Consider the following 12,590-nt stretch of genomic DNA (forward strand, 5'->3'; position numbering starts at 1 on the left):
AAATCGAAAGGGACATTAATGTCTCTTGATGTTTTGGAGGAAAATAATGACATTTAATAAATTTGCACTGAATGCGACGGCTGCAATGCTGCTTGTTTCATCGGTTAATGTTGCTTCGGCGAATGATGTAGAAGTTTTACATTGGTGGACATCTGGCGGTGAAGCTGCCGCGATTGGCGTTTTGAAAGATGACCTTTCGACTAAGGGAGTTGGCTGGAAAGATATGCCAGTCGCTGGTGGTGGCGGTTCTGACGCCATGACAGTGTTGCGTGCCCGTGTAACAGGTGGCAACGCACCTACAGCTGCGCAAATGCTTGGCTTTGATATTAAAGACTGGGCAGAATCAACTGGTAAGTTGGGCAACCTAAACGCTGTTGCTGAAAAAGAAGGTTGGGCCGATGTTGTGCCTGCTGCTCTGCAGGAATTTTCAAAGCATGACGGCAATTGGATTGCTGCACCTGTGAATGTGCATTCAACAAACTGGGTATGGATTAACAAATCTGCTCTTGATGCTGCTGGTGGCAAGGCCCCACAAAACTGGGATGAATTGGTTGCTGTCCTTGATGCAATGAAAGCAAATGGAATCACTCCATTGGCTCATGGTGGTCAAGCCTGGCAAGATGCAACGATTTTCGATGCTGTTGTTCTGGGCGTAAGTTCTGATTTGTATAAATCTGCATTTATTGATCTTGATGAAGCTGCTCTAGGTGGCGCTGATATGGTCAAAGCATTTGAGCGTATGACTAAACTTCGCTCTTATGTGGATGACAATTTTTCTGGCCGTGACTGGAACCTAGCTTCTGCAATGGTTATCGAGGGTAAAGCCGGCATGCAAATGATGGGTGACTGGGCTAAAGGTGAATTCCTCAAAGCTGATCAAAAACCAGGCGAAGACTTCGTTTGTATTCGTTTCCCAGGTACGCAAGGTAAAGTCACATTTAACTCTGATCAATTCGTTATGTTTGATCAAGGCGATGCATCAGATGCTCAAGTGGCAATGGCGGCATCTGTGATGAATCCAACATTCCAATCTGCATTTAACGTTGTAAAAGGTTCTGTGCCTGCACGTACTGATGTGCCGAATACAGATTTTGACGATTGCGGTAAAAAAGGAATGGCAGATTTTGCCGAAGCTAACAGCTCTGGCGGACTTTATGGTTCAATGGCACATGGACATGCAAATCCAGCGTCTATTAAGAACGCTATCTATGATGTTGTGACAGCCCACTTTAATGGCGAATACGACAGCGCAACAGCAGCTAAAGAACTTGCAGCAGCGGTTGACGCCGCAAAATAGTGCCTGTTAACTAACTTGTTAAAGATCGGCAGATGTATTTTCTGCCGATCTCATTTTTAAAAGAAATAGTTGATCAGGAAAATTTTAATGGATCGCATTCAGCAGTGGTTACCACGCCTAGTGCTTGCACCAAGCTTCTTTTTGGTTCTGCTCTTTGTGTATGGATTTATACTTTATACAGGCTACTTATCCTTCACAGATTCGCGCATGCTGCCATCTTATGGCTGGGTGGGGTTTGAAAATTACAGTAAGCTATTTGCCCTGCGACATTGGAATACCGCATTGGTGAATCTCGCCATTTTTGGTATCCTTTACATCGGGATATGCTCTGTACTTGGGCTGTTTCTTGCAATCTTACTTGATCAAAAAATTCGTGCTGAGGGCATCATACGCCCAATCTATCTCTATCCTATGGCATTGTCATTTATTGTAACCGGTACAGCTTGGAAATGGTTTTTGGATCCGGGTATTGGTATTGAAAACACATTTCATAATCTAGGTTGGGATAGCTTCCATTTTGCTTGGATCAAGGATCGAAATTACGCCATCTACACGGTGGTTATCGCCGCGGTTTGGCAATCTTCCGGATTTGTCATGGCGATGTTTCTTGCTGGCCTGCGCGGTGTTGATAATGAAATTATTAAAGCGGCCCAAATTGATGGCGCTTCTTCTTTTCAAATTTATAGAAGAATTATCATACCCATGATGCGACCGGTCTTTTTATCTGCATTTGTCGTGTTGGCGCATCTGGCAATTAAGGCCTACGATTTGGTCATTGCGCTGACTGGTGGTGGTCCTGGTCGAGCGACCGAGGTTCCAGCAACATTTATGTATTCCTACACGTTTACGCGAAATCAAATGGGGATTGGAGCATCATCTGCAATCATCATGATGATAATGATTTTTTCCATCATAATTCCTTATTTGTATAGCGAACTTAAAAGCGGAGATCAAAGATGAGCGGCATGATTTCTCAAGATAATGCCGTTAGTGGTAATAAGCTTACCCGTGCATTGATTTACTCGGTTCTACTGATTTTTCTGGTTTACTATCTCTTGCCGCTCTATGTCATGGTCGTGAACTCTCTTAAACCTCTTGATGAGATAAGAGGTGGCGATCTAATGGCTTTGCCAAAGTTATGGACGATTGAACCCTGGTTATCGGCATGGTCTTCCGCACAGATCGGTGTCGAATCGACGGGGTTAAAGCCGTATTTTATAAATTCAATTCTAATTGTTGTGCCTGCTGTTTTCCTTTCCACTGTGCTAGGCGCGCTGAATGGGTATGTTCTGACCAAATGGAAATTTAAGGGTGATGGAATCGTATTTGGTCTGATGCTGTTATCTTGTTTCATTCCATTTCAAATTGTACTGATCCCTGCGGCGAAGGTGCTTGGTGTCTTAGGATTATCAGGCTCTATTTTTGGCCTTATTCTTATTCATCTTGTATATGGTATTGGCTTTTCGACATTGTTCTTTCGAAACTATTATGCTGCATTCCCAACAGAGTTAATCAAAGCGGCCCAAATTGATGGGGCTACATTTTTCCAAATATTCCGACGTATTTTATTGCCAAGTTCGGGGCCAATCATTGTTGTGACGGTCATTTGGCAATTTACAAATCAGTGGAATGACTTTCTGTTTGGCGCATCTTTTTCCGGTTTCGGTTCGACACCAATGACTGTTGCATTGAACAATTTGGTGAACTCATCACACGGTGTAAAAGAATATAACGTGCATTTTGCAGGTGCCATATTGGCCGCCTTGCCAACGCTTTTGGTGTATATCGTTGCAGGTAAATATTTCGTGCGGGGCCTTATGGCCGGCGCAGTTAAAGGATAGATAAAATTGGCATCTCTTAAAATTAAAAACCTAAGTAAATCCTATGGCAAGGTCGATGTGCTTAAAGGCATTGATCTCGAAATTGAAGATGGTGGCTTCCTCGTTCTTGTTGGGCCATCCGGTTGCGGAAAATCTACACTTTTGAACACAATCGCTGGTCTTGAAGAGATTACATCTGGTGATATTCAAATCGGTGAACGCTCAGTCGGGTCATTGCATCCATCCAAGCGTGATATTGCGATGGTTTTTCAATCCTATGCGCTATATCCAAATATGACTGTTGCAGAGAATATTAGCTTCGGAATGGAAATTCGCGGGCTGGACAAAGCCAGTCAGACAAAAGCCATTGAAGATGTTTCGTCTATGCTGCAAATCAAAGAGTTGCTGGATCGTAAGCCAAGCCAACTGTCAGGCGGCCAACGTCAACGTGTTGCTATGGGGCGTGCCCTGGTGCGTGATCCGCAGGTATTCCTGTTTGATGAGCCATTATCAAATCTGGATGCAAAATTACGAGTTGATATGCGCACAGAGATCAAGCGGCTTCATGCGCGCATGGGCACAACAATTGTTTATGTTACGCACGATCAGATAGAAGCATTGACTCTGGCTACAAAAATCGCCGTTCTACAAGACGGATATTTGCAGCAATTTGGCACTCCCGATGAAGTTTATAATGATCCGAACAATGTGTTTGTTGCAACATTTATGGGCTCACCATCAATGAACCTGATTGATGCCAAAGTCGTGAAGAGTGGAGGCCGTTTTGCTGTTGAAATTCAATCATTTGATGAGAAAAAAATTGAACTTCCTATTGATAACATAACCGACATAAAAAATTATGTAGATAAAACGGTTTTATTTGGTATCCGCCCGGAAGCTCTAACAGATCCAGAGGCCGCAGACCGAACATCTTCTCAGATAAGTCAGCACGAATGCATGATCGATGTTGTTGAACCTGCAGGTTCGGATACGTTTGCTGTGGTTAACCTGGGTGGCGGAGAAGCCATTGCCCGTTTGCGGGCAGATGCTAAGATTAAGGCAGGTGCAAAAACCAACCTTGCATTTAACATGTCAAAGGCAGTTTTCTTTGATCCGGAGACGACGGAACGCATTCGTTAAGAAAACTTCTTGGATTCTGATCTGTGGAATTGGTCCGGTTATGGCCATTTCACCAGTCAGGAAAATGCCGATCGGAAAATTTTGGGAAAGAGTTTGAAAAAAGCTTTTTCATGAATGATTTTAATTGGATGACTGGTGTGATTTTTGCGGGGGCGCCGTCTACGGGCGTATATCCGATTGTGTTTGTGGTCTCATTGATATCCCAGCGCATTCCGGCATTGTTTGACATCAGGTTAAGAGCGGCGAAATCAACATCTTTTGCTGTGATGGCAGATTGCATGCCGTTTAGAAAATCTTGATCGCTGAGCCACATTTCCTGTCCCCAACGCCCCATCGCCATATGAGGTCCGGGTTGGTTATTGTGTGTCCATTGCGTCCAACCGATCCGTAAACAGATCACGGATAAATCATGGTGCTCAGCAAAATAAGCGCCTGTTCTCTCACAAAAGAGTTTGGACATGCCATAGGCGTTTACAGGGCCTGGTGGTGTCGTGCTGTTAAGCTTCTGGCGGGTAAAACGTTTATCACCATGAACCCAGTTTGAACTTGCAAAAACGACGCGTGAAACTTTTTTCTCCACGGCTTCATGATAAAGTGTGAGCGTGGCGTCCATGTTGTTTTGTACTGCCGATTGCCAGCTTGCGGTGGGCTCTCGATCACCGGCAAGATGCACAATGACATCAACCCCTTCAAAATGCCGGCTCCAGCTCGTGTCGTTGCTCAGGTCTGCGGTATGGATTCGAGGGTGGTCGACAGATTTAATATCCAGCCCGCTTACATCAAAACCATCTTGAGCATCCAGATGATCAAATAGTTTGCGACCGAGATGACCGCCAGCACCAGTAATTAGGACATGCATGACATGAGTTCCATTTCTTGAGGGGTAAGTTTTAATTTATCCGGTATTTGTTCGCCTGACCAAGGGATAAAAGTTTGTTCAAACATCGTACTCTCGTTTGGCTTTAGCATCTTTGCAGGCGCATGCCATTCCGCTTCACAATATTGATAGTCACCAGAGTTAAAAATCTCGAGCGAGTGATCATGCGCAAATGTAGCGTGCGGGGAGGGTGGTTTTGTAAGGCAGGCCATCCAAATTGGATTGTTTTTTTCACCCAACTTCAAAACTACCCGTCCGTTTGGATTGTCAGCGCCAATTTTAAATTCGGCCAACGTTTCACAAACGCAAATCAGCTTGCTATCAGCAACTCGATAGTGGCCATCGGGCTTGCCAAAAATGGGTGTAACTGTTTGAGGGCCGGATACAACACCTATCTGTGTTGGATGATCGAGCATAAGAACAGACCAGATACCCGCCATGCGATCCTCTAAACCATGATTGGTGACTTTGTGGGAGATCGTTATGCGCGCATCGTCGCCTAATTTGATTGAGCGTTCGATCTGTAATTGAGATATATTGCAAATTTGGCTTTGTATTGTGATTTGTTGTTCATCTTGAAACACTATCTCATATGAACCAGAATCTAAAACAGGGTACGGGCCGCCATCAGGCCATAGACTATCGGGTGCTATCCAGGTCTTCTCGCCGCCCCAAAGTGGAAATGCAAATTGCGGAGATCTTGTTGGCAGATTTTCCAAGGAAGAAAGATCAGGTTGGTGTCCAACCAAATCGTTGTTCTGAAACAAAAGTGATTGTTGTTTGTAGGTGATATCCCAAAGTCGACCACCTATGCCGGGTAGGATATGCAAGATTAAGTCATCTTGAGAGAGTGATGAAATTTGCCAAATATCTTGCACAAGACATTCCTATCGGAAAGCTGGCACCGCAAAAGCGGTGCCAGAGGATTTATACGTGTTTAAATTGCCCAACGTTGTCAGCTGTAATTGGCATAACACCAGTTTCAACACGTTCTGGCAATGGGTTGATGCCAGCAGCACGCCAGTCCGGTAGAACTTTTAATCCATCCGTGTTTTGCCAATGCATCATATGGAAGGCAAGGAAGATCTCCAGATATGATTTCTGTGCGACTGCTCCGGTGATTGTTCCATCCTCAATATACGGAAGCATGTCATCATTACGATCCATCGCAACAATTTTAATATCGCCCACACGACCAGCTTCTGTCACTGCAATCGCAGCGCCTTTGCCGCTATCACCATCTGTACCACCAATGCCAACAATGTCAGGGTTTGCCTGTATGGCTTGAAGATAGGCTGTGGGTGCATAGGAAGGATCCGCTTTATCATTGACGACATCGACGACTTCAATATCAGGATATTTTTCTGCAAATATTTGCTTGTACCCTTCAACGCGCTCAAGTGTAGATGGAGCAGGGAATGTACCCAAAATAACCTTACCCTTGCCGCCAATAGCTTCTGCCAGCATTTCGCCACCGACACGACCAGCTTGCACGCCATTGATTCCAAGGAACGTGGATCGAGGGCTGCCCGGGATATCGCCAATGCAGCATGTGATGGGAATACCAGCTTCGACAGCACGTTCAACACCTGGTGCTAAAGTTGCAGGATCTCCCGGGAAGATCAAAATTCCGGCAGGGCGTCGCGCAATCAGCTCGTCCAACTGGCGAGCCTGCGCAGCTGTATCAAAGTCAAGTGGACCAGTGAATGTGGCTTTAATGCCCATCAATTCTTCCAAGTCTTTCATGGCATTGCGATAATCAACCCAGAAAGGTACCTGTGTTACAATAGATAGGAATACATATTCTTTACCTGCAGCCTGCGCGACTGCTTCGCTTGATAGGCTTGGCAATCCAAAAGCTGATGCCAGTCCGGCAACGGCGCCCGTTGCCAGCAGTTTTCGTCTGTTTACATCCGTCTCACTCATAATATTCTCCCTTTTGATGTTAATTTAAGTGATTTGAAAATAGGTAATCTGGTCAGTCGCGTTTACCGCGTATCAGCATGTCCAAAGCGACTGCGCTCACCAGAACAGCGCCGATGACGATCATTTGCCAGTAAATAGACACAGCAAGCATGGTCATCGAATTGTTGATTAATGCGACGAATACGACACCAAGAAACGCCCCGAGAATTGTTCCTTCACCACCACGTAGCGACGCGCCCCCAATAACAGCTGCGGCAAGCACTTGCAGCTCGATACCATTACCTGCGGTTGGTGTGCCACTCATGAGTCTTGAGGCCAGAAGCACACCTGCGAATGCAGCGAGCATGCCAGTTAGAACATAGGATATAATTCTGACGCGCGAGACATGAATACCCGACAGCATTGCTGCTTTTTCATTTGCGCCAATGAAATAAACCTGCCGGAAAAATCGTGTGTGCCGGACCGCAAGATCAAAGACGAGAACCAACACAAGAGTAAGTAAAACGAGCACTGGAAAGCCGCTAAACGTTGCTTTTCCAATCCATGCAAATTCTGGGGGTAGACTGGATAATGAGAAACCTTCCGTCAGTACAAGTGCAATGCCGCGAGTTATCGACATCGTGCCCAGAGTTGCAATCAGCGGATTTATTCCCAACCCGGTGACAAGCACACCATTTACTAATCCAGCAACGCCACCAAGCACTATTCCTGCGATGACGGCAACAGGGATTGGTACGCCTGCAAGCAACAGCATTGCGACGACGGTAGATGACAAGGCCATAACCGAACCTACAGAAAGGTCAAACCCGCCAGAAGCCAGCAGGATGGCCATGCCAATGACAATGACCGCAGTTGGAGCCATGCCCACCGATATGGCGCGGAAATTGGAAATTGAAAGGAAGTAGGGGTTCAGTGTTGACATCGTGATGATGATCGCGAGAATTAACACAACTAATGTCAATTCTCTGATATCTACAAATGCACCGAGCACACGTTTTACCAGTGATTTTGGCATTGGTTTTTGTTGCGATTGTTGGGTGGCGGCTAGCGTTGTTGTCACGTCAGAATCCTACCTGATTATTATTTGTTGCCAGATTATTATTTGTTGAATGAGTGGTGGGTAAACCGGCGGCCATTTGCAGCAAAGTGTCTTCACTTGCGTCTTTGGCATCTGTCGATCCGGTAATGCGACCATCATGGATTACAAGAATTCGGTTAGCGAGCGAAACCAGTTCAGGGAAATCAGATGACACGACCAGAACTGCCATGCCTTCGGCTGCACGCCTTTGCAATTCAGTGTGAATCTGAAATTTGGCACCAACGTCCACACCCTTTGTGGGTTCTTCAATGATCAATAAATCCGGTGATCGTTCCAGCCATTTTGCAAGCATGATTTTTTGCTGATTCCCGCCAGAGAGAGAACCAATTTTTTCGCTTGGTCCGCGCGTTTTGACGCCAAAGGCATCTATTGCCTTATATGCCGCCTCGTTAATGGAGTGAGGTTGCAATATACCGAGTTTTGTATGTTGTTTAAGGCTGGAGGCGACAAGGTTCTCGCCGAGAGTGTTATTCAAAAACAGACCTTCGGTTTTTCGTTCCTCTGGAACAAAGCCAACGCCAGCTTTCATAGCCTGGCGAAGGGAGGAAAAAGACGAGCGGTTGCCGTTTAGAAAGATGTCTCCGGAATAGCCCTGTAATAGTCCTGCAATTGCGCGTACGATTTCGCTTCGCCGCGACCCAAGCAAGCCAGCAAGTCCTAAAATTTCACCCTTCTTTATGGAGAAAGAGATATCGCTGAACAAACTTGGGTGCGATAAGTTCTGCACATCTAGTACAACTTCTCCCAATTCGTTGGATGCGCGTTCAACATCACCCGGATGCGCGTTACCGATCATTTCACCGACAACCTGCGCCTGAGTCGTGTCACAGGTCTTGCAGGTGCTGATCTTTCGTCCATCGCGTAGAACAGAAATTCTGTCCGAGATCTCAAAAATTTCAGACATATGATGGCTGACATAAACGATACCGATGCCACGCGCTGTTAGCTTGCGCAACACGACAAACAATGCATTGACTTCATCTGGCGTGAGCGCAGATGTTGGTTCATCTAGTAATAATATCTTTGAGTTCAGCGAGAGCGCCTTCGCAATCTCAACAATTTGCCGTGTGCTGATCGGCAAGCTGTCAACTGGTGCTGATACATCAAGATCAAGATCAAATTCTGCCAAAACAGCTTCTGCCTTACGTCTAAGTTCAGACCAATCGACAATTCCAAACCGAGTGGGAGCTCGACCAGCAAATATGTTTTCGGCCACTGATAGTGATCCGGCAAGGCTCAACTCCTGGAAAACACATCCTATGCCAAGTGTTTGTGCATGAGAGGGGCTTTCAATGCGAACGGGTTGACCATCGCGATAAACACCACCTGCGGACGGTTGGTACAGTCCGTATAACAAACCCAAACAAGTCGATTTCCCTGCACCGTTTTCTCCGACAAATGCGTGAATTTCTCCAGCGTTCAATTGGAAATTTAAATCGTGAAGGACGGCAACCGAGCCAAACTTTTTTTGAATGTTTCTCAGTTCAAACAGCGGCGCGTCGTTTGTTTCAGCCGTTGCTATATTTCCATCTTGTAGCAAATTATAGTCCTCCCAATCTCAATGTGACATCTGATATGTCAGATGTCAATATCAAAGTTCGAAACTATATTCATGTTCTAAGGTATTGTTATTATTGAGCTGTAGAGACCTTTCAAAGAATATAGACTACGATAGCGGTTTATATTTTAACCAGTGCATTACGCTTTCAATGCTGTTATTTAGAATGTTCTGCATCTTTGGCATCTTCCGCTATGGAATATGCTTGTCGCGTGCGATCAATATGTTCTGCAAGCAAATCGCGTACAACTGTCATATCACCATCTCGAACTGCATCAGCCAATTGCACATGTTCATCGAATGAAAGCGCAGTGTGTTGCGGCAAGTTTGCCAGATGCGTTCTGAGTGCCGCGATTTTGCCGACATATCTAGAGTAGCTGGCGGAAAGATAATCATTGCCGCAATGTTGAAAAATTAATTGGTGAAATGTGGTATCGAGCGCAAGATACTTAGTTTCATTATCTGCTTTACGCGCCGCAGCCATGTCCTTAACGACTCTTGCCATGTCTTTTGCCAGTGCTTTTGGATTTCGCGCCAGAGCAATTTCAAATGCAGCAGTCTCAATCGCCTGTCGGAAATCACAAATCTGCGCAACTTCACTCTTCGAGAGTGTGAAAACGCGCGCTCCCTTTTGGGGTTCAATGCTGACCAATCCTTCATCTCGAAGTTGCGCCAATGCTTCTCGAACCGGCGACTTAGAAACACCGAGTTCCTCGGATATACTACGCTCTGAAAGAATTTGTCCCATCTTTAGTGTTCCATCAATAATCCGGTTTCTGAGATGCTCTAAAGCGAGTTCGCGAAGGGATTTTGGTCTTGTTAGCATCATAGTCGCTCCAATTTTTGTGTTGCATGTTTGATAATATCTGATATACCAGACAATGCAACCTGGTATATCAGACGCCAGTTGTATTTTGGAGGAATAGAAAGTTGCTGCAGGCTGAACTCATAGTTGATTGTCAAAATATCCACGGGGAAGGTATCTTTTGGGATGCTCTTCAAGGATTGATCTGGTGGACAGATATAGAAGGACGCCAGATCTGGTCATTCAATCCGAGCACGAATGAAAGCAAATCATATTCTATGACTGATAGGGTTTGCTGTTTTGCACCACGTCGGACAGGCGGGTTAATTGTCGCTTTTGCCAACCGAATATCATTTTATGATTTGTTGACGGGTGTTGAAGAAAAAATTTGCGATTTTGAGCCAGGGAACTCTGAAACGCGCACAAATGATGGGCGAACAGACAGGCAAGGGCGGTTTGTCGTTGGCGGTATGAACGAAAAGTCGGGCGAGGCGACTTCATCTGTCATTCAAATCGACAAGAGCCTAGCTGTTAAAACGTTGCTTTCAAAAGTTTCCTGCGCCAACTCAACCTGTTTCTCAGCTGATGGCAAAACAATGTTTTTTGCAGATACGCCAGATCGCGAAATCGTGGCTTTTGATTATGACACCCAAACAGGAGCGGTCTCAAATCGACGTGTTCATGCCTCGTTTTCAGACGAGCCGGGTTTACCGGATGGCTCGTGCGTGGACGCGGAAGGCGGCGTTTGGAATGCTGAATGGGAAGGACGCCGTGTTGTGCGCATCGCCCCCAATGGCAGTATAGATCAGATCATTCACGTACCTGTTTGGAAGCCCACATGTTGTGCATTTGGTGGGCCAGATATGGATACTCTTTACATCACAACGTCACGACTAATGAGTGACGAAGAAACACTCAGAAATGAACCACATTCAGGCGGCTTATTTGCCGTTAAACCAGGTGTGTGCGGAGTAATTGATACTCCGTTCTGTGCCTAGACATGATCAGGGAGGAAAACATGATCAAATTTCTAAAAAGCACCGTAGTTTTCGCGGGCTTAGCTTTAGCAACTCAAACTGTAATGGCCGAGAATTACCCCACGCCAGTTCCGCTAAAAGAAGGTGCTCAAGCACCAATTAGTGAGATAAAACCGAAGAATGAAAAGTTCCGGATTGCATATATGCCGCCGGCGACCGAATTTAATTATTATATTGCAATTGGTGAAGGTATTAAATCCGTCGGTGCAGATGCTGGTGTTGAAGTATTTATGCTGGCACCGCAGAGCGGCGCAGATATCAACGGCCAAATGGGTATGATCCAAGATGTTCTAACTCAGGATGTAGATGCAATTATATTCGGAACGCACGATGAGTTTGCTGCAGCGCCTTTGTTAAAACAAGCGGTTGATCAGGGCGTGGCTGTTGTAATGATCAACTCGGATATTCCAAATTTCCCAACGCCAATTCATGGTGTCGTCGGATATTCTCAGCGCAACGGAACCCATGCAATTGCTGATTGGGCAATCGAGAACTATGGCGACAAACCGCTCAAAGTTGGTGTCATCGAAGGTCAGCCGGGTTATCACTCAACTGAGCGCGTAGGCGGTTTCCTTGATGGTATCAAAGGCAATGAAAACTTTGATGTTGTGGTTTCCATCGATGGCAAATGGAATGTAGAAGGCGGCAATGTCGCTGGAATGGATATTCTGCAATCACACCCTGATTTAGATATGATTTTCGCGGCCAATGATTATATGATTATTGGTGCTTCTTTCGCCGCAAAAGCTTTAGGTAAATCAGATGTCGTCCTCTTGGGTAATGATGGTGATACTTCTGGTCTGGAGGAAATTGCAGCAGGTAATATCACAGCTACCGTGAACACATCTCCATATTTGATGGGTAAGGCCGCGATGCACGCAACACTGGATGCTCTTAAAGGAACATATCCAGGTGGTTGGATCGAAACGCCGACATCAATTGAAGATAAGTCAGGTGCGATAGCTGTTCTTCAAGAGCCGGAAAAGCTCTTCCCGCAGCCTTCTAAAGACTACTAAGTCTCCTCCCTGTTT

At 45.6% G+C, this 12,590-nt stretch carries 12 protein-coding genes; 6 read left to right on the plus strand and 6 right to left on the minus strand.

Going from position 1 to position 12,590, the window contains the following annotated elements:
• Nucleotides 1-85 precede the first annotated feature (85 nt).
• The 4 genes from AB2J24_RS02215 to AB2J24_RS02230 all read left to right on the plus strand — a co-directional run bounded on the left by AB2J24_RS02215 (nt 86) and on the right by AB2J24_RS02230 (nt 4,257).
• Entirely contained in the window at nt 86-1,297 is a 1,212-nt protein-coding gene (locus tag AB2J24_RS02215; protein ID WP_367384508.1) for an ABC transporter substrate-binding protein, read from the plus strand.
• A gap of 87 nt (nt 1,298-1,384) precedes the next feature.
• Nucleotides 1,385-2,257, plus strand: a complete 873-nt coding sequence (locus AB2J24_RS02220; RefSeq protein WP_162652510.1) for a carbohydrate ABC transporter permease — start codon at nt 1,385-1,387, stop codon at nt 2,255-2,257.
• A gap of 5 nt (nt 2,258-2,262) precedes the next feature.
• Nucleotides 2,263-3,138 (plus strand): carbohydrate ABC transporter permease, encoded by an 876-nt coding sequence (locus AB2J24_RS02225; protein WP_420883611.1) that lies wholly within the window; start codon nt 2,263-2,265, stop codon nt 3,136-3,138.
• Nucleotides 3,139-3,195: 57 nt separating this feature from the next.
• The gene (locus tag AB2J24_RS02230; RefSeq protein ID WP_420883612.1) at nt 3,196-4,257 is read left to right on the plus strand and encodes an ABC transporter ATP-binding protein; all 1,062 of its coding nucleotides are present in this window, start codon (nt 3,196-3,198) and stop codon (nt 4,255-4,257) included.
• Nucleotides 4,258-4,306: 49 nt separating this feature from the next.
• Here the strand turns inward: AB2J24_RS02230 and AB2J24_RS02235 are convergent, their stop codons facing one another.
• The 6 genes from AB2J24_RS02235 to AB2J24_RS02260 form a co-directional block, all read right to left on the minus strand.
• Nucleotides 4,307-5,116 carry an NAD-dependent epimerase/dehydratase family protein gene (locus AB2J24_RS02235; RefSeq protein WP_367384266.1) on the minus strand — a complete coding sequence of 270 codons (810 nt, stop codon included), beginning with the start codon at nt 5,114-5,116 and terminating at the stop codon, nt 4,307-4,309.
• Nucleotides 5,104-6,012 (minus strand): hypothetical protein, encoded by a 909-nt coding sequence (locus AB2J24_RS02240; protein WP_367384267.1) that lies wholly within the window; start codon nt 6,010-6,012, stop codon nt 5,104-5,106. The genes AB2J24_RS02235 and AB2J24_RS02240 overlap by 13 nt, the downstream gene beginning before the upstream one ends.
• 49 nt (nt 6,013-6,061) lie before the next feature.
• Nucleotides 6,062-7,060 carry a substrate-binding domain-containing protein gene (locus AB2J24_RS02245; protein ID WP_162652505.1) on the minus strand — a complete coding sequence of 333 codons (999 nt, stop codon included), beginning with the start codon at nt 7,058-7,060 and terminating at the stop codon, nt 6,062-6,064.
• Between the two features lie 52 nt (nt 7,061-7,112).
• Nucleotides 7,113-8,120: an ABC transporter permease gene (locus AB2J24_RS02250; protein ID WP_244627860.1), complete on the minus strand. Its 1,008-nt coding sequence runs from the start codon at nt 8,118-8,120 to the stop codon at nt 7,113-7,115.
• A 1-nt stretch (nt 8,121) separates the two neighbouring features.
• A complete protein-coding gene (locus AB2J24_RS02255) occupies nt 8,122-9,699 on the minus strand; it encodes a sugar ABC transporter ATP-binding protein (RefSeq protein WP_367384268.1) in 1,578 nt (525 codons plus the stop codon).
• Nucleotides 9,700-9,874: 175 nt separating this feature from the next.
• A complete protein-coding gene (locus tag AB2J24_RS02260; protein ID WP_367384269.1) occupies nt 9,875-10,546 on the minus strand; it encodes a GntR family transcriptional regulator in 672 nt (223 codons plus the stop codon).
• Nucleotides 10,547-10,647: 101 nt separating this feature from the next.
• Here AB2J24_RS02260 and AB2J24_RS02265 point away from each other — a divergent pair, with 101 nt between their 5' ends.
• Entirely contained in the window at nt 10,648-11,520 is an 873-nt protein-coding gene (locus tag AB2J24_RS02265) for an SMP-30/gluconolactonase/LRE family protein (RefSeq protein WP_367384270.1), read from the plus strand.
• Nucleotides 11,521-11,540: 20 nt separating this feature from the next.
• Entirely contained in the window at nt 11,541-12,575 is a 1,035-nt protein-coding gene (locus tag AB2J24_RS02270) for a sugar ABC transporter substrate-binding protein (RefSeq protein WP_367384271.1), read from the plus strand.
• Nucleotides 12,576-12,590: the final 15 nt, after the last annotated feature.

The sequence above is a fragment of the Lentilitoribacter sp. EG35 genome (assembly GCF_040784015.1).
In the GTDB taxonomy this organism is placed as follows: domain Bacteria; phylum Pseudomonadota; class Alphaproteobacteria; order Rhizobiales; family Rhizobiaceae; genus Lentilitoribacter.

Bases quoted from the DNA above. Each gene is read 5' to 3' on its own strand.
- AB2J24_RS02215 (WP_367384508.1), top strand. From the start codon at position 86: ATGCTGCTTGTTTCATCGGTTAATGTTGCTTCGGCGAATGATGTAGAA.
- AB2J24_RS02225 (WP_420883611.1), top strand. From the start codon at position 2,263: ATGATTTCTCAAGATAATGCCGTTAGTGGTAATAAGCTTACCCGTGCA.
- AB2J24_RS02260 (WP_367384269.1), bottom strand. From the start codon at position 10,546: ATGATGCTAACAAGACCAAAATCCCTTCGCGAACTCGCTTTAGAGCAT.
- AB2J24_RS02235 (WP_367384266.1), bottom strand. From the start codon at position 5,116: ATGCATGTCCTAATTACTGGTGCTGGCGGTCATCTCGGTCGCAAACTA.
- AB2J24_RS02245 (WP_162652505.1), bottom strand. From the start codon at position 7,060: ATGAGTGAGACGGATGTAAACAGACGAAAACTGCTGGCAACGGGCGCC.
- AB2J24_RS02270 (WP_367384271.1), top strand. From the start codon at position 11,541: ATGATCAAATTTCTAAAAAGCACCGTAGTTTTCGCGGGCTTAGCTTTA.
- AB2J24_RS02220 (WP_162652510.1), top strand. From the start codon at position 1,385: ATGGATCGCATTCAGCAGTGGTTACCACGCCTAGTGCTTGCACCAAGC.